16 protein-coding genes are annotated in these 15,837 nt (G+C 70.4%); 8 read left to right on the top strand and 8 right to left on the bottom strand.

Annotation, left to right across the window (positions count from 1 at the left end):
* Positions 1-92: 92 nt before the first annotated feature.
* From ACWDSL_RS12240 to ACWDSL_RS12230, 3 genes are read right to left on the bottom strand one after another with little or no spacing between them, the layout of a single operon-like run.
* On the bottom strand, positions 93-923 hold the full coding sequence (locus ACWDSL_RS12240) for a hypothetical protein (protein WP_450484377.1): 831 nt from the start codon (positions 921-923) through the stop codon (positions 93-95).
* Positions 920-1,300 carry a TraR/DksA family transcriptional regulator gene (locus tag ACWDSL_RS12235; RefSeq protein WP_450484375.1) on the bottom strand — a complete coding sequence of 127 codons (381 nt, stop codon included), beginning with the start codon at positions 1,298-1,300 and terminating at the stop codon, positions 920-922. Before ACWDSL_RS12235 ends, ACWDSL_RS12240 begins: the two co-directional genes overlap by 4 nt.
* Positions 1,301-1,349: 49 nt before the next feature.
* Complete coding sequence (locus tag ACWDSL_RS12230) at positions 1,350-1,679, bottom strand: TraR/DksA family transcriptional regulator (protein WP_450484396.1); 330 nt, start codon at positions 1,677-1,679, stop codon at positions 1,350-1,352.
* A gap of 433 nt (positions 1,680-2,112) precedes the next feature.
* On the opposite strand from ACWDSL_RS12230, the gene ACWDSL_RS12225 reads away from it, so the two are divergent.
* The 4 genes from ACWDSL_RS12225 (at position 2,113) to secD (ending at position 6,704) form a co-directional block, all read left to right on the top strand.
* On the top strand, positions 2,113-3,075 hold the full coding sequence (locus ACWDSL_RS12225; protein ID WP_450484373.1) for a HAMP domain-containing sensor histidine kinase: 963 nt from the start codon (positions 2,113-2,115) through the stop codon (positions 3,073-3,075).
* Positions 3,076-3,077: 2 nt separating this feature from the next.
* Positions 3,078-3,785 carry a response regulator gene (locus ACWDSL_RS12220; RefSeq protein WP_450484371.1) on the top strand — a complete coding sequence of 236 codons (708 nt, stop codon included), beginning with the start codon at positions 3,078-3,080 and terminating at the stop codon, positions 3,783-3,785.
* Between the two features lie 80 nt (positions 3,786-3,865).
* Positions 3,866-4,309 carry a hypothetical protein gene (locus ACWDSL_RS12215; protein ID WP_450484369.1) on the top strand — a complete coding sequence of 148 codons (444 nt, stop codon included), beginning with the start codon at positions 3,866-3,868 and terminating at the stop codon, positions 4,307-4,309.
* Between the two features lie 178 nt (positions 4,310-4,487).
* A complete protein-coding gene (gene secD, locus ACWDSL_RS12210; protein WP_450484368.1) occupies positions 4,488-6,704 on the top strand; it encodes a protein translocase subunit SecD in 2,217 nt (738 codons plus the stop codon).
* A 23-nt stretch (positions 6,705-6,727) separates the two neighbouring features.
* On the opposite strand, the gene ACWDSL_RS12205 is transcribed toward secD, so the two are convergent.
* Positions 6,728-7,405, bottom strand: coding sequence for a GntR family transcriptional regulator (locus tag ACWDSL_RS12205; protein WP_450484366.1), 678 nt, complete (start codon positions 7,403-7,405; stop codon positions 6,728-6,730).
* A 108-nt stretch (positions 7,406-7,513) separates the two neighbouring features.
* Between ACWDSL_RS12205 and ACWDSL_RS12200 the strand changes: the two genes are divergently transcribed.
* Both ACWDSL_RS12200 and ACWDSL_RS12195 read left to right on the top strand, forming a co-directional pair.
* Complete coding sequence (locus ACWDSL_RS12200) at positions 7,514-8,680, top strand: mandelate racemase/muconate lactonizing enzyme family protein (protein ID WP_450484364.1); 1,167 nt, start codon at positions 7,514-7,516, stop codon at positions 8,678-8,680.
* A gap of 179 nt (positions 8,681-8,859) precedes the next feature.
* The gene (locus tag ACWDSL_RS12195; RefSeq protein WP_450484362.1) at positions 8,860-10,200 is read left to right on the top strand and encodes a cation:dicarboxylate symporter family transporter; all 1,341 of its coding nucleotides are present in this window, start codon (positions 8,860-8,862) and stop codon (positions 10,198-10,200) included.
* A gap of 89 nt (positions 10,201-10,289) precedes the next feature.
* Here the strand turns inward: ACWDSL_RS12195 and ACWDSL_RS12190 are convergent, their stop codons facing one another.
* A complete protein-coding gene (locus tag ACWDSL_RS12190; protein ID WP_450484360.1) occupies positions 10,290-11,348 on the bottom strand; it encodes a tartrate dehydrogenase in 1,059 nt (352 codons plus the stop codon).
* Between the two features lie 77 nt (positions 11,349-11,425).
* Complete coding sequence (locus ACWDSL_RS12185; protein ID WP_450484358.1) at positions 11,426-12,304, bottom strand: LysR family transcriptional regulator; 879 nt, start codon at positions 12,302-12,304, stop codon at positions 11,426-11,428.
* Positions 12,305-12,721: 417 nt separating this feature from the next.
* On the opposite strand from ACWDSL_RS12185, the gene ACWDSL_RS12180 reads away from it, so the two are divergent.
* Positions 12,722-12,847, top strand: coding sequence for a hypothetical protein (locus tag ACWDSL_RS12180; protein WP_450484356.1), 126 nt, complete (start codon positions 12,722-12,724; stop codon positions 12,845-12,847).
* A 223-nt stretch (positions 12,848-13,070) separates the two neighbouring features.
* On the opposite strand, the gene ACWDSL_RS12175 is transcribed toward ACWDSL_RS12180, so the two are convergent.
* Positions 13,071-14,003 carry a LysR family transcriptional regulator gene (locus ACWDSL_RS12175; RefSeq protein ID WP_450484354.1) on the bottom strand — a complete coding sequence of 311 codons (933 nt, stop codon included), beginning with the start codon at positions 14,001-14,003 and terminating at the stop codon, positions 13,071-13,073.
* A 171-nt stretch (positions 14,004-14,174) separates the two neighbouring features.
* Between ACWDSL_RS12175 and ACWDSL_RS12170 the strand changes: the two genes are divergently transcribed.
* On the top strand, positions 14,175-15,194 hold the full coding sequence (locus ACWDSL_RS12170; protein ID WP_450484352.1) for a YeiH family protein: 1,020 nt from the start codon (positions 14,175-14,177) through the stop codon (positions 15,192-15,194).
* Between the two features lie 219 nt (positions 15,195-15,413).
* On the opposite strand, the gene ACWDSL_RS12165 is transcribed toward ACWDSL_RS12170, so the two are convergent.
* A complete protein-coding gene (locus ACWDSL_RS12165) occupies positions 15,414-15,764 on the bottom strand; it encodes a carboxymuconolactone decarboxylase family protein (protein ID WP_450484350.1) in 351 nt (116 codons plus the stop codon).
* Between the last annotated feature and the right edge of the window lie 73 nt (positions 15,765-15,837).

Here is a 15,837-nt window from a genome sequence, read left to right as displayed (position 1 = left end):
TGTCAAGCGTGCATCAAAATGCTGTTACCGGCGACATGATCGGACAGCGGCAGAGTCTCCGGCTGTGTGGACCGGATCGCCCGCGCCGCCCGCTATCGCCAGGGCGATCCACCCCTGAAGGGGGCCGTGCCGCCGGCCGAGGGATGGGCGTGCGCGGCGTGCAGGATGGTGGCGGCGCCACGGATCGCGGCGGTGTGCGGTGCGGGGACCGCCCGCAGCGGTGCATGCAGGCCGCCGATGAGCCGGCGGGTGAGGTCGGGGCGCAGTGCGCCGCCACCGGCCAGGAGGGCACCCCGGCTCAGGGCTTCGGCGGTGAAGGACGTGCGGTCCTGCCGGAGCATTGAGGTGATCATGGTGGTGATGGCCTCGCTGATCTCCGCCGTGGTGCCGGCGCCGGAGAGGTCGGTGGTGCCCAGGGCGGTGCGGCGGGCGTCGAAGACGAGGCCGTCGACGAGGAGGACCACTTCGGTGAGGTGGGCGCCGACGTCCACCACGAGCAGCGGGAGGGAGAGGTCGGCGTCCGCGGCCAGGGCGATGGCGCGTGCGGTGGGGACGGTCAGGACCGCGCGCGGGCGCAGCACCTCCACGGCGGTGCGGGCACGTTCCCGGTAGCCGGGGCCGTCCAGCACGGGCGTGGTGACCACCACCAGCGGGCGGGTGCGGCGGGGCAGACGGTGGCCGAGCAGCCGGTCGAGCATCCGGGCCGTTCCCGGAACGTCGACGATGGCGCCGCGCCGGATCGGGTGGACGGCCCCGGGAAAGGTGACGGTGGGTACGTCGAGGATCAGTCCGCGGCCGGCCATCCAGGCGCGGGTACGGGCGCTGCCCAGGTCGAGGGCGAGGCCGCAGCACTGTCGGCACAACGGCCAGGGCTGGTGCCGGTGCCGGGCGGGAGAGCTGGCCGGGCGGCGGATGACGGTCATCGTCCGGCCTCCCGTACCTGCTGGCACCGTGCGCAGTAACGGGCCTGCGGAACGATCATCAGGCGTTCGTGTTCGACGGGGCGCCGGCACAGGTGGCAGCTGCCGTAGCAGCCCTCGGCGATGCGTTGCAGCGCCGCCTCCACGTCGGCGAGGACCATGCGCGCGGAGGCGGCGAGTTTCACGTGCACTTCGGCCTGCGCCGCGGAGCGGCACAGGAGCGGGTCCGCGGCGTGGGGCGCCGCGGCGATCTGCCGCAGCTGCTCCTGGCGGAACAGTCGCTGTTCGCGCAGGTTCTCCCGCAGCGCGGCAAGGTCCTCGGGCGACAGATGCGGCGACAGGTGCGCGGCACGGTCGCCGATGGTCTGATGGTTCACCACTTCACCCCTTTGAGCAGGGCGGAGACGAAGGCGGGTGGGACGGGGCCGGTCAGACGGCGGCGCGGCGCCGGCAGGCGACGCAGTGCCGGGTGTAGGGGAGGATTTCCAGACGTTCGGCGGGGACGGGCTTGGCACAGCCCTGGCAGGTGCCGTAGGAGCCGTCGTCGACGCGGGCGAACGCCTCGTCGATCTCGGTGAGGACCCGCCGGATCGCCTCCGCCTGCGCGGACATCAGATGGTCGTCCGTGCTCTGTCCGGTCTCGTCGAGGGCGCGCAGCTGGGCCAGGCGGCTGTTGCGGGCGTGTTCAAGGCGCTGGCGGGCCTCGTGAGCGGTCAGCCGGCCGGGGCGGGGATCGCTCTGGGTGGTGTCGAGCGGCACGATGAGGTCCTTCCCGGAAGCGTGGAAACGCAGAAACGTGGAAACGTAGAAGGGCGCTGCGCGCGGCAGCGGCCGCCCGGTTCCGCCGGCCGCGGTCTCCACGACCGCGGCACGGGCCGAACCGGGCGGCTCGGTCACCTTCGACTCTGCTCGACCCGGCGCCGGAAGCCCATCGGGCGCGGACCCCATTTGCCCGGGACAGCGGTGACCACGAGGCGATGCGGGGAACTGCGGATGGGTACCCGGCGGCCTCGGATATGGGTGGTGTGCCCCATCGACCGCGCGCGGTGCGGAAGGCAGGCTGGGGCGGGATCGGTCGCGACCAGTCGCGGCAGCTCCGCCGGGGGTGCGATGACCGACAGCGGATAACCGACAGCGGATGACCGACAGTAGAGGTGATCACAGTCGGATCGCAGAAGGAGGAGTTTCCGCGGTGTCGCTGTTCTGGCGGATCTTCGGGCTCAACGCCCTGGTGCTCGGCACCGCCACGGCCCTGCTGCTGTGGGCGCCGGTGACCGTCTCCGTGCCGGTGGTGCTGACCGAGGCTGTCATCCTGGTCGGCGGTCTCGCCGTCATGCTGGTCGCCAACGGCACCCTGCTGCGCTGGAGCCTGGCCCCGCTGGACCGGCTGACCAGGCTGATGACCACCGTCGACCTGCTCCGCCCCGGCCAGCGGCTGCCCGTGCCCGGCGCCGGTGGCGGCAGCGAGGTGACCGAGCTGATCCGCACCTTCAACGCCATGCTCGACCGGCTGGAACACGAACGCGCCACGTCCAGCGCCCGGGTGCTGCTGGCCCAGGAGGCGGAACGCCGCCGTATCGCCCAGGAGCTGCACGACGAGGTCGGACAGAGCATGACCGCGATCCTGCTGGTGCTCAAGCGCGCCGCGGACGACGCGCCCGAGCCGCTGCGCGAGGACCTCCAGCAGGCCCAGGAGATCACCCGGGAGAGCCTGGACGAGGTCCGCCGCCTGGTGCGCCGGCTGCGGCCCGGTGTCCTGGACGACCTGGGCCTGGTCAGTGCGCTGACCTCGCTCACGCAGGACTTCGCCACCCACACCGGGCTGCGGGTCGTACGCCGCCTCGACGCCGATCTGCCCGCCCTCGACCGGGAGAGCGAGCTCGTCCTGTACCGGGTGGCGCAGGAGAGCCTGACCAATGTGGCCCGCCATGCGGACGCGCATCGGGCCGAGGTGAGCCTGTACCGCGCGGGTGAGGCGCTGGTGCTGGAGATCGCCGACGACGGCCGGGGTATCGAGGCCGCCTGTGAAGGCGCCGGGATCCGCGGTATGCGCGAACGGGCCCTGCTCGCCGGGGCCACCCTGGACATCACCTCGACACCCGGCACCGGCACCCGGATCCGCCTGATCACCCCCGTCCCCAGGAAGCAGTCCTGACCATGCACGATCTGACCTCGCCCGAACCCACCACGGCCCCGGCACCGGCTCCCACGGCCGCGACGCCGATCCGCATCCTGCTCGCCGACGACCACGCCCTGGTACGCCGCGGCGTGCGGCTGATCCTCGACCGGGAACCCGATCTGGAGGTCGTCGCCGAGGCCGGGGACGGCGCCGAGGCCATCGAGGCGGCCCGGAACCAGGAGATCGACCTGGCCATCCTCGACATCGCCATGCCGCGCCTGACCGGTTTGCAGGCCACCCGTGAGCTGGTGGCGCTCAAACCGGGCCTGCGCATCCTGATGCTGACGATGCATGACAACGAGCAGTACCTCTTCCAGGCACTCAAGGCCGGGGCCTGTGGCTATGTACTGAAATCCGTCGCCGACCGCGATCTGATCACCGCCTGCCGGGCCGCGATGCGCAACGAGCCGTTCCTCTACCCCGGCGCGGTCACCGCCCTCATCCGCAATTACCTGGACCGAGTCCGGCACGGCGAGGAAAACCCCGACCAGTTCCTCACCCCTCGCGAGGAGGAAGTCCTCAAACTCGTCGCCGAGGGGCACTCCTCCAAGGAGATCGCCGAGATCCTCTTCATCAGCGTCAAGACCGTGCACCGCCACCGGGCCAACCTCCTCCACAAACTCGGTCTGCACGACCGGCTGGAGCTGACCCGCTACGCCATCCGCGCGGGTCTCGTCGAACCCTGACACCCGCCCTTCCGACACCGGGGCACCCCGTGTCGGGCACCCAGCAGGAAGTCGAACGCCCAGCAGGAAAGGGACGGTGCATGCGCCCAGCACCCCGCACCGTCCCGACCGCCGGTCGTCACGGGCTCCACCGGGTCCACCGGCTCGCGCGGACGCTCATCGTGCTCCTCGCCGTCCTGCTGGCGCTGGTGCCCGCGGATACCGCACGTTCCACTTCCGGTCCGGCGCCCGCCCCCGCCGCGGCGGCCACGCACGCCGAGCGCCCGCACGCCGAGCGCCCGGACACCGGGCCCCGCGCGGACGACCCGGGTGCCGCCGGCTGCGCGGCCCAGGCCCGGGTGCGGCACGACCGCCCTTGCGACCGTCCGTACCCACCGGATCCCCACGCCACCGGCCCCCGCGGTACGGATACCGGCCCGGCCGCCGGTATCCGCGATTCGGCGCCTTCCGCATGCGCACCCCTCACTTCCGGCCGATCGGCCCACCTGCGCGGCCGGGCACCTCCGGCGCCTTCCGGTACCTGACGCACCCCATCACCCTTCTCTCCGTCGCGGCCGCGCGAGCCGCCGCCGCGACGTGCCTGCCGGAGGCTCGTGTTGAAACGCCGGAACAACCAGAGCAACCAGAACAGCAGCCGGAACAAGCGCAACAGCCGGAACACGCGGCACAAGTCCCTGCGCGCGTGCGCTGATCGCCCTCGCCGTGATCGCCGGATCGCTGGCCATCGCCCTCACCGTGCCGGTCCGCCTCGGCCTCGACCTGCGCGGCGGCACCCAGATCATGCTGGAAACCCGCTCCACCCCCACCACCGAAGCCGACGCCGCGGCCACCGACCGCACCGTGGAGGTGCTCCGCGGCCGTATCGACGCGCTCGGCGTGGCGGAGCCGACCGTCGTCCGCTCCGGAGACCACCGCATCCTCGTCGAACTGCCCGGTGTGCATGACCCGAAGAAGGCCGCCGATGTGCTGGGCCGTACCGCGCAGCTCACCGTCCACGCGGTCCTCGGCCCGGCCGGGACCTCCAACGGCGCCACCGCCACGCCGCCCGCCGATCCCGCCGCGGAGCGTGTGCTGCCGGACGAGTCAGGACAGCCCCTGCGGCTGCGGGCCGCCGACCTGACCGGACGGGACGTAGAAGGCGCCGACGCCCGCTTCGACCAGCAGGGCGGTGCCGGATGGCATGTCACCGTCGACTTCACCAAGACCGGTCAGGACCGGTGGAAGCAGGTCACCGCAGGGGCCGCGTGCCATCCGGCCGGCGATCCGAAGCGCCGGGTCGCCATCGTCCTCGACAACAAGATCATCTCTTCGCCGCAGGTCGCCCCCTCCGTGCCGTGCGGGGCCGGCATCCCGGGCGGCACCACCCAGATAACCGGCTCCTTCGACGGCACCGAAGCCCGCGAACTGGCCCTGCTCATCTCCGGCGGCGCCCTGCCCGTACCCGTCGAGACCGTCGAACAGCGCACCGTCGGCGCCACGCTGGGCGACGCGGCCATCGAGGCCGCGACCTGGGCCGCCGCCATCGGCACCGCACTGACCGCGCTGTTCATCATCGCCGTCTACCGGCTCATGGGTCTGCTCGCGACCGCGGCCCTGGTCTGCTACGGCCTCATCTCGTACGCCGCCCTGGCCGCGCTCGGCGCCACCCTGACCCTGCCGGGCCTCGCCGGGTTCGTCCTGGCGATCGGCATGGCCGTGGACGCCAACGTCCTGGTCTTCGAACGGGCCCGCGAAGAGTACGCGGCCCGCAGCCGCCCCAGCCCGCGCTCGGCCCTGACGGCCGGGTTCCGCGGTGCCCTCAGCGCGATCGCCGACTCCAACATCACCACGCTGATCGCCGCGGGCCTCCTGTTCGCCTTCGCCTCCGGTCCGGTACGCGGCTTCGGTATCACCCTCGGCATCGGCGTCCTCGCCTCGCTGGTCAGTGCCCTGGTGATCAGCCGCGTGCTCGCCGAATACGCGGTCAACCGCCCCGCGGCCAACCGCCGCCCGCGTATCACCGGCATCGCGAGCACCGGATGGGTACGCGACCGGCTGCTGCGCCGCGATCCGTTCCTGATGCGCCGTCCGCGCCGCTGGCTGGCCGCCTCCGCCGTCCTCCTCGCCGTGGCCGCGTCGGGCATCCTCGCCCGCGGCCTGGACTTCGGCATCGAGTTCACCGGCGGCCGGCTGATCGAGTACGCCACCAGCACCCCCCTCGACCCCGACCGGGTCCGCACCGCCCTCACCGACGCCGGGTTCCCCCGCGCGGTCGTACAGTCCTCCGGCGACACCGGGCTCACGGTGCGCGCCGAGCACCTGACCAACGCCGAAGAGGCCACCGTCACCGAAACCATCGGCGACCTCGGCGGCGGGACGAAGAAGATCCGCGACGAGCTGATCGGCCCCAGCATGGGCGACGAACTGCGCCGCAACGCCCTCATCGCCCTCTCCCTCGCGCTGGGCGCCCAACTGCTGTATCTCGCGGTCCGGTTCCGCTGGAACTTCGGGACCGCGGCCGTCGCCGCGCTCGTCCACGACGTGGTGGTCCTCATCGGTGTCTTCGCCTGGCTCGGCAAGCCGATCGACGGGATCTTCCTGGCCGCCCTGCTGACCGTCATCGGCTACTCGGTCAACGACTCCGTCGTCGTCTTCGACCGCGTCCGCGAACTGCTCGCCCGCGACCGCATCACACCGCTTCCCCGCCTGACGAACCAGGCGATCCTGCAAACCCTGCCGCGCACCGTCAACACCGGTATGGGCGCGGCACTCATCCTCGCCGCCCTCGCGGTCCTCGCCGACGACACCCTCACCGACTTCGCCCTCGCCCTGCTCATCGGCCTCGCGGTCGGCACCTACTCCTCCGTCTTCGTCGCCGCCTCACTCACCATCGAGTTGCATCCTCACCGGAGTGCGCCGCCTCGCCGCCCCGCCAGGTGATTACCTCGGTCTCCACCAGAGGCTCAGGCGTGGCCTTCGCTCTCTTCGAGGGCCCTGATGGCGGTTGCGGTGAGGCTGTGCGTGATGTGGTCGCGCATGAGCTGGGCGGCCTCGGCGGCCTGGCGGTCGACGATGAGCTCGACCAGCTGGTGGTGTTCATCGAGGTCGCGGGTGCGGGGCTCGTCTCCGGGCGGCAGTTCGAGGCCGAGGCGGCGGTAGCGGTCGGATTTGTCCCAGAGGTCGTCCAGCAGGCGGATCAGGACGTCGTTACGCGAGGCCCGGTAGAGCGTCTGGTGGAAGACCCGGTGGGCGGTAAGCGCTTCCTCGCCCCACTGGCGCGTGACGGGCAGCAGGTTGCCGACGGCTGTCCGCATGGCGGCGATGTCGGCGTCCGTGCGGCGGGTGGCGGCGAGTTCGGCCGCGGTGGGGTCCAGGGAGAGGCGGACCTCGAAGAGCTGGCGTGCCTCGTCGGAGTTCATGGCGGAGACGCGTACGTCGCGGTGGGTCTCGACAGTGACAAGACCTTCGCTGCTGAGGCGCCGGATCGCCTCGCGCAGGGGGGTGATGCTCATGTTGAGGGACTCGGCGAGGTCGTACTGCGCGAGCCGTGAGCCGGCCGGGAGGCCGCCGGAGAGGATCCGGCCGCGGAGTTCCGCGTAGGCGAGATCGCTCTTGCTGAGGAACTGACTCGGACCGGTCATCGCCCCCTGCGATTCCTTCCCGGGCGCTCACACCCCTTGACATTTCCTGTCTGGTCGGCACAGCCTAACAGCCCGATGCATCTTATAAGATATAAGAAAGAGTCCGACTTGAAGATCACCAACGTCTACGAGGGCGTCGTCCCGATCAGCTCCTCGATCCGCAACGCGTGGATCGACTTCAGTTCGATGGACTGTTCCATCGTGGCGATCGAGAGCGACGTCATCCGTGACGGCAAGCCGGTCGTGGGCTACGGCTTCAACTCCAACGGCCGCTACAGCGCCGGCGAGATCCTGCGCCGCCGTGTCCTCCCCCGCCTGCTGGAGGCCCGGCCCGACAGCCTGCTCAACGAGCAGGGCGAGCTGGACCCCGCCAGGGCGTGGGAGGTCATGATGCGCAACGAGAAGCCGGGCGGGCACGGCGAGCGCTCGGTGGCCGTCGGCGTCGTCGACATGGCGCTGTTCGACCTCGCGTCGAAGATCGCGGGCAAGCCGCTGTACCGGTACCTGTCCGAGCGCTACGGGGACGGCGAACCCGACGACTCGGTGTTCGTCTACGCCGCCGGCGGCTACTACGCCCCCGGCAAGACCATCGCCGACCTCCAGAACGAGATGCGCGGCTTCCTCGACCTGGGCTACCACGTCGTCAAGATGAAGATCGGCGGCGCCGACCTCGCCGAGGATCTGCGCCGCATCGAGGCCGTCATCGACGTGCTCGACGGCGACGGCTCCCGGCTGGCGGTCGACGTCAACGGCCGCTTCGACCTGGCCACCGCCCTGGAGTACGGGCGGGCCATCGAGCCGTACGGGCTGTTCTGGTACGAGGAGATCGGCGACCCGCTCGACTACCACCTCAACGCGACGGTCGCCGAGCACTACAGCGGCCGCATCGCGACCGGCGAGAACCTCTTCTCGCTGCAGGACGCCCGCAACCTGATCCGCTACGGCGGCATGCGCCCCGACCGCGACACCATCCAGGTCGACCCGGCTCTCTCCTACGGCCTGGTGGAGTACCTGCGCATCCAGGACATGCTGCGCCGGCACGGCTGGTCCTCCCGGCGCTGCGTCCCGCACGGCGGACACCAGTTCTCCCTGCACATCGCGGCCGCCCTCAAGCTCGGCGGCAACGAGTCCTACCCGGGTGAGTTCCAGCCCACCGGGGGCTTCGCCGACGACGCCGTCGTCGAAAAGAGCCGCGTCGGTCTGACCGACATCCCCGGCATCGGCTTCGAGGGCAAGGCCGCCTTCTACAAGGTGCTGCGCGACCTGCACAGCTGACCGGCACAGCGGCAGACGGCCTTCACAAAGCCGCAGGTCTCCTGCCGCAGGTCTCCTGCCGTCGGCGCAGCCGCATCCATGCGCCACGTACGTCACCGGGGACGCGAGCCGCGTCGCGTCCCCGGACACCCCCCACGGGACAGGGCTACACACGATCGTCGTGCAAGGGAGCACCAACGATGACACCCACCACCGCCGTCGGCCGTCCGCAACGGTCACGGCCGAACCGTCTCCTGCGCGAGCTGTGGTTCCAGGTCGTCCTGGCCGCCGTCCTCGGCATAGTCGTCGGCATCGCCGCGCCGGGGTTCGGTGAGGAACTCAAGCCGCTCAACGACTGGTTCATCGCCCTGGTCAAGATGATCGTGGTTCCGGTCGTCTTCTGCGTGGTCACCACCGGTATCGCCGCCATGGACAACCTGCGCAAGGCAGGCCGGATCGGCGTGAAGGCGATCGGCTACTTCCTGGTGCTTTCCCTGGTGTCCATGCTCATCGGGCTGGCGGTCGCCAACATCTTCCACCCCGGCACCGGTCTGAACGTCGACCCCTCGACCCTCAACGCCAACGACGTGCCCGCGACCGCCCAGGAGCACGTCACCTTCACCGGCTTCATCTCATCGCTGATCCCCACCTCCCTGCTGGGGGCCATCACCGGTGACGCGATCCTGGCCGCGCTCATGATCTCCATCGCCTTCGGCGTGGCGCTGAACATGGCCGGCGAGGACGGCGCACCCCTGCAGCGCGGCATCCAGGCGCTGTCGGATGTCGTGTTCAGGATCGTGGGCTGGGTCATGCGTCTTGCACCGCTGGGCACTTTCGGCGCTCTGGCCACGGTGGTCGCCACCTACGGCGCCGAGAGCCTCAAACAGCTCGCCTACCTGATCATCCTGTTCACGGCGACCTGCGTCGTCTACGTCCTGGTCGTGCTCGGCGCCATCATGCGCGCCTGCCGCCTGAGCCTGTTCGGCCTGATGCGGTTCCTCAAGGCCGAGCTGCTCGTCGCCCTGAGCACCTGCTCAAGCGAGGCCGTACTGCCGCAGCTCGTGCGCAAGCTGGAGATCCTCGGCGTCGGCCGGCCCGTGGTCGGCATCGTCATCCCCTCCGGGTTCTCCTTCAACCTGGACGGCTCCGCGGTCTACCTCACGATGGCCTCCCTCTTCCTGGCCCAGGCCCTGGGGATCGATCTGTCCTGGCAGCAGCAGCTGGTGATGGTCGGCGTCATGATGCTCACCAGCAAGGGCACCGCGGGCATCGCCGGCGGCGCGTTCCTCGTGCTCGCCAGCACCGTCACCGCGGTCGGCCACATTCCCCTGGCCGCCCTCTCCCTGATCGTCGGTATCGACCGCCTGCTCAACGAGGGCCGGGTCTTCATCAACGTCCTGGGCAACGCCGTCGCCACCATCGTGATCGGAAAATGGGAGAACGACTTCGACGCCGCCCAGGCCCACGCGGTCCTTCACCCCGGCAGCACACCGCCGCCGTCCGCCGACGCCGACACGGCCAAGGTCGGCGCCGACACCTGACCAGGCCCCAGGCCTCAGGCCTGGCCTGGAGGACGATGCCGGGGAGCTCCCCGGGCACCCGCCCGTCGCATGGCCGGCGCAGCCGACGGTCAGAGGAGTCCGAGGAGCTTGTCGGTGAACTCGGCGGTGGTCGCGGCGCCGCCCAGGTCGCGGGTGCGGACATCGGTCTTGGCCAGGACCGAGGCGATCGCGTCCGTGATGTCCTTCGCGGCGGCGGGGTGGCCGAGGTGGTCGAGCATCATGGCCGCCGACCAGATCGCGCCCAGAGGGTTGGCGATGCCCTGGCCCGCGATGTCGGGGGCGGAGCCGTGCACCGGCTCGAACATCGAGGGGAACTCCCGCTCGGGGTTGAGGTTGGCGGCCGGGGCGATGCCGATGGACCCGGCGACCGCGGCCGCCAGGTCACTGAGGATGTCACCGAAGAGGTTGGAGGCGACGACGACGTCGAAGCGGGCCGGTTCGAGGACGAACTTGGCCGCCAGCGCATCGATGTGTTCCTGGCCCCAGGCCACCTGCGGGAAATCCGCGGCCCGTTCGGCGACGAGCTGGTCCCAGAACGGCATGGTGTGCACGATGCCGTTCGACTTCGTCGCGGACGTCAGCAGGCCTCGGCGCCGCGCGGCGAGCTCAAAGGCATAGTCCAGTACGCGGGTGACACCGGCCCGGGTGAAGACGGACTCTTGGACGGCCATCTCGTCCGGGAAGCCGCGGTTGAGCCGGCCGCCGACCTCGCTGTACTCGCCCTCCACGTTCTCGCGGACGACGACGAAGTCGACGTCGCCCGCCCGGGCGCCGCGCACCGGGCTGTCGATGCCCTCGAAGACGCGGATGGGCCGGAGGTTGACGTACTGGCGGAAGCTGCGCCGGATGGGGACCAGCAGGCCCCACAGCGAGACATGGTCGGGCACCCCCGGGTAGCCCACCGCGCCCAGCAGGATGGCGTCCTTGTCGCGGAGCTGGTCGATGCCGTCGGCGGGCATCATCGCGCCCTCCCGCAGATACCGCTCGCAGGACCAGTCGTCGTACGACGTGTACGACAGGGTGAAGCCGTGGCGGCGGCCCAGGACGTCGAGGACCTGCCGCGCGGGCGGCAGCACCTCGGCGCCGATGCCGTCGCCGGGAATCAGGGCAATACGGTGGTTCGTCATGCCGTCGATTCCAGCAAGGCAGCCGGCAGGGCGTCCAAGACGCAATCCGGATCTGCCTTATAACCGATGCCTATCTGTCAGTGGCCGGACGGGACCGCTGTCGTCCAGAAGGCCGCGGCGGCCGGCGACAGGACGCCACGGCGGCTGACGAGCGCGACCCGTAGCGCGGTCGCGGGTTCGATGTCCAGGACATCGGCCCCCGTCCGCCGGGCGATCTCCCGCCAGGACTCCGTCACCACCGCGAGCCCGACCCCGGCCAGCACCAGAGGCAGCAGAGCGACCCGGTGCTCGGTCTCGGCCGCCACGGTGAAGCCGATGCCCTGATCCCGCAGGGAATCGACGTACGCCCGCATCCCGGTCCCGGGCTGCCCCACGATCAGCCGCCGGCCCGCCAGCTCCGCACTGCGCACCACCTGCCGGCCAGGGAAGGAGCCCGGCGCGGCCATCAGCACAAACCGCTGCTCACCCAGCACATGCGAGCGGACCTCCTTGTCCGGCACCGGGCCGGCGGAGGCCAGCAGACCCAGCTCCACCGCCCCGGTCCGCACCGCGTCGATGACATCGCGGGCGGTGAAGGCCGCCTTCACCGCCACCGCCACGCCGGGATACCGCTCGGTGAAGGACCGGATCAGCGTCGTCAGCGGCTCGACCGCCTGCGACGGCATCGCCGTGACATCCAGCCGCCCCTCACGCAACTCCTGCACCGCCGCCACACTCGCCCGCGCCGTCTCCAGACTCCGCACCGCCTCACGGGCCGGCTCGACCAGCGCCCGGCCCGTCTCCGTCAACACCGCCCGGCGCCCGATCCGGTGGAACAGCTCCGTACCCAGATCACGCTCCAGCACCCGCACGGCCTGCGACAACGACGGCTGCGACACGTACAGCGCCGAAGCGGCCCGGTTGAACCCACCCCGGTCGACGACCGCCAGGAAGTACTCCAAGTGCCGGATATCCACGGGCCTCCTCCACTCCGCATCTGGCGACCAGGTGATCCGCCACTGTGCGTGCGCAGCCTCTCACGCACGCACGGGCACAGATGTCCGCCCGGGCGGGGGTCGGCGCCCTGCGCCGTCGCGGTCAGGCTGTGGCCGGCCCCTGAAGTACGGCTCGCTGTAAGCGGCCGTGTCGCGCTGGAAACGCCATCCCTCGGAGGCTCGGCTGGCTCGGTTTTTCGATGGGCGATACCCGAACTCGACGAGCTGCGCTGGGCCTTTGATGTCGTGACGCCCCTCATACAGGATTATCTCTTCCTTGGCGGTGGCAAGAGGCCGCCCGTCGAGCTGACGCTTTCCATAGTCGACGCCGGGCGCGTGGTCCACTCGATCGATCTAGGTGGATGCGTTGTCCATGACGAGGAGGCCAGCCTCGACCGCTTGAGCTGGGACGGCCTGGACGTACCACTGCTGCGGAACGAGCCGTTGCCAGTTGGACACATAGCGACGGTGATCGACCAGGTCTATCCGATCCACTACGGCTTCTCCGTCCACCACGACATCTGAATCAGGAGGGCTATTAGCAGGCTACGAGACTGGCATCAGGCGCGAAGACCGGGCCGTCTCCGGCGGACCAGGGCAGGTTCCGCCTGTGCGGGGCAAGCGCGGGCGCCCCGCCGGCGTCCCGCCGCGCTGTATGCCGACCGCGGCTACGACTACGGCACCTACCGCCGCGACCTGCGCGGATGATTGTGGTGGCGGTCGTCCGCGGGCTCGCCTCGTCGCGCGCTCACCGCGCGGTGACGCCCGTGGTGGCGACGTCTGGTCTGTGTCGCCTGGTCACGGCCAGGAGTTCAGCAGCAGGGCCGGCCAGGGGGCGCTCCGATGCCCATACGGCGCGCAGGACACGGTGCAGTTTGATGCCCTCGACCTCGACCGCTACCAGGCGGCGATCGGCGAGGTCCGTTCGCACAGCGAGTTCGCTGATCACTGCCGGGCCGGTCCCGGCAATCACGGCGTTTCGCACGGCCGTCGCCGACCCCAGCTCCAGCAGGGGCCGGGGCTCAGCCGCCCCCGCCCGGCGCAGCGCCTGGTCCAGAGTTTCGCGTGTGCCCGATCCTTGTTCGCGGAGGACCAGCGGCGCGGCGGCAAGCTCGGCGACGCCCAGCGGGCGACGGCGGCGCGCCCAGGGGTGACCCGGCGCAACCACCACGAGCAGACGGTCATAGGCGACCCGCCGAGCAGGCAATCCGGCTGGGGCCTGCGGTGACTCGATGAAACCGACATCCACCGCTCCACTGCGCAGCAACTCGGGGACGTGCTCGCTGTTGGTCACCTGGAGACCCACGTACAGCTCCGGGCGCAGCCGGCGCAGTTCGCCGAGCCAACCCGGCACCAAGTACTCGGCCACGGTCATGCTCGCGCCGACTCGCAGCTCGGCGTCCCGCTTGGTGCGCAACGCCTCCGCGCCGGTGAGCAGACCGTCCAAGTCCTGGAGAACCTGCTGGGCCCAGCCCGCCACGGCCCGACCCGCATCGGTGAGCTGTGATCCGCGCCGCGTCCGCTCCACCAGCACCAGGCCGAGCCTGCGCTCCAGCGTGGACAGCCGTTTGCTGGCCGACGGCTGCGCGAAACCGAGCTGCGCCGCCGCCCTGCTCAGACTCCCCACGTCTCCGACAAGGACGAGCAGGCGCAGCGATTCCAGATCCGGCAACTGGCTCATAGCTCCAGGGTATGGCTCAGGTCAGACCAGCAGTCATACCTGTTGGCTATGACTTTCTCGCGATCTCACTACTACAACCACGGCTGCGGTCGCTCTGTCATGCACTCCGGGTATGACGTCCCAATGTGTTGACCGGTACCGCGCTCCGCGCATCAGGATGACGATCAGGTCATGATCAAACCAGGACACGTTGTCGGGCGTTCCACAGCCACTGCCAGCCCGGTTCGTTCACTGGCCCCGGGGCTGCTCGTGGCGGGTGTCGGCACGGCTACCGCGTTCTCTCTCAACAAGCTGGTGCCTGCGGTGAGCGCGCTTACCGTCGCGGTGGTGCTCGGGGTCGCCGTGGGAGGTCGTCTTCCGGCGGAGGCCCAGGAAGGTCTGGGCTGGGCGACGAAGAAGTTTCTGCGGCTCGGCGTCGTCCTGCTCGGCCTCCAGCTCGGGCTCGGCGAGGTTTTCGGGCTCGGCGCGGGCAAGGTGCTGGCGGTCGTGGTCACCGTGCTCGTGGCCTTCTTCGGAACGCTCCTGCTCGGTCGGCTGATCCGAGTGTCGAAAGGGCTCGCGCTGATGGTGGCAACCGGATTCTCCATCTGCGGGGCGTCGGCGATCGCGGCAATGGACAGTGTCACCGAAAGCGACAGAGAGGACGTAGCGACCGCTGTCACTCTCGTGACCCTTTACGGAAGCGCCGTGATTGCGCTCGTACCGTTCGTCGGCCAGGCGCTGGGAATGAGTCCTGAGCACCTCGGGTCCTGGGCAGGGCTTTCCGTTCACGAAGTCGCCCAGGTCGTTGCGGCCGCGTCACCGGCAGGCGCCGGGGCGGTTGCCATCGCCGTCGTCATCAAGCTGACCAGGGTCGTCCTGCTCGCCCCGATGGTCGCCGGTGTCAGCATCGTGCAGCGTCGGCAAGGCGGGACCTCGACGGGGAAACGCCCGGCGATCGTTCCGCTGTTCATCCTCGGTTTCCTGGTGATGATGCTGGTTCGCAGCAGCGGTATCGTGCCGTCGACCGCGCTGTCCGTGGCCAAAGTCGGCACCACGCTGCTCTTCGCCGCGGCACTGTTCGGTCTGGGCAGCGGCGTCAAGATCGGTGCACTGCTTCGCGCGGGAAGGCGAGGTCTTGCCCTCGGGGCTTTGTCCACGCTTCTCGTCGCGGTTGTCGGCTACGGCGCGCTGGCCGTCGTCGGTGTCTGATATCTGAGTCAGCGCGCGGCGGCAGACACCACCCTCGTACTTCTCCTCGGCGACTGCGACGCGCGGCGACGACGTAGCCACCGGGCCCGGCCCCGAGTACGACAACATCGTCCAGCGGCCGGATCCCTTCTGGGCTGGGGCGTCGGATGGTGCCCGCGTCGGCCGGGCCGGCAGCGCGACCGCCCGGTCTCTCTGGCGGAAGTACCAGGGCAGGAGCGGCTACTGGGCCGCTGCTGCCTGCTCGGCCTGGTCGAAGAACTTCATGGCCATGAAGCCGTGGGCGTAGCTGCCGCCGGCGCGCAGTACGGCCGCGATCATGGTGGTCTCTGCCAGTTCCTCCTGGGTCGCGCCCTCGGCGTGCGCGGCCTTCGTGTGCGCCTCGATGCAGTAGGCGCACTGCGTGGTCAGTGCCACGGCCACGGCCACGAGCTCGGTGTACTTGCGCGGGATGACCTTCCCGGCCCCGGACAGGGCCTCCCGGTCGAAGGCCATGAGGGCATTGAACGCCGCCGGGGCGCCGGCGCGGAGGTCCTTGGCGTACTGATGGTCGTTGTGGTCGTGGTAGGACACGAGTGCTCCTGTGGAGTGGGGGCGTGGCGGCGACGGCCTGGTGTGCGGTCGTAGTCCTCGGGCGTGTGCTGCA

The sequence above is a fragment of the Streptomyces sp. NPDC000941 genome (assembly GCF_053599555.1).
This window is presented reverse-complemented; position numbering and strand designations above follow the sequence as displayed.

What these genes read in the sequence shown, in the direction of transcription:
- ACWDSL_RS12240 (WP_450484377.1), bottom strand. Translation starts at nt 923, where the DNA reads ATGACCGTCATCCGCCGCCCGGCCAGCTCTCCCGCCCGGCACCGGCAC.
- ACWDSL_RS12220 (WP_450484371.1), top strand. Translation starts at nt 3,078, where the DNA reads ATGCACGATCTGACCTCGCCCGAACCCACCACGGCCCCGGCACCGGCT.
- ACWDSL_RS12215 (WP_450484369.1), top strand. Translation starts at nt 3,866, where the DNA reads ATGCGCCCAGCACCCCGCACCGTCCCGACCGCCGGTCGTCACGGGCTC.
- ACWDSL_RS12205 (WP_450484366.1), bottom strand. Translation starts at nt 7,405, where the DNA reads ATGACCGGTCCGAGTCAGTTCCTCAGCAAGAGCGATCTCGCCTACGCG.
- ACWDSL_RS12195 (WP_450484362.1), top strand. Translation starts at nt 8,860, where the DNA reads ATGACACCCACCACCGCCGTCGGCCGTCCGCAACGGTCACGGCCGAAC.
- ACWDSL_RS12190 (WP_450484360.1), bottom strand. Translation starts at nt 11,348, where the DNA reads ATGACGAACCACCGTATTGCCCTGATTCCCGGCGACGGCATCGGCGCC.
- ACWDSL_RS12175 (WP_450484354.1), bottom strand. Translation starts at nt 14,003, where the DNA reads ATGAGCCAGTTGCCGGATCTGGAATCGCTGCGCCTGCTCGTCCTTGTC.
- ACWDSL_RS12170 (WP_450484352.1), top strand. Translation starts at nt 14,175, where the DNA reads ATGATCAAACCAGGACACGTTGTCGGGCGTTCCACAGCCACTGCCAGC.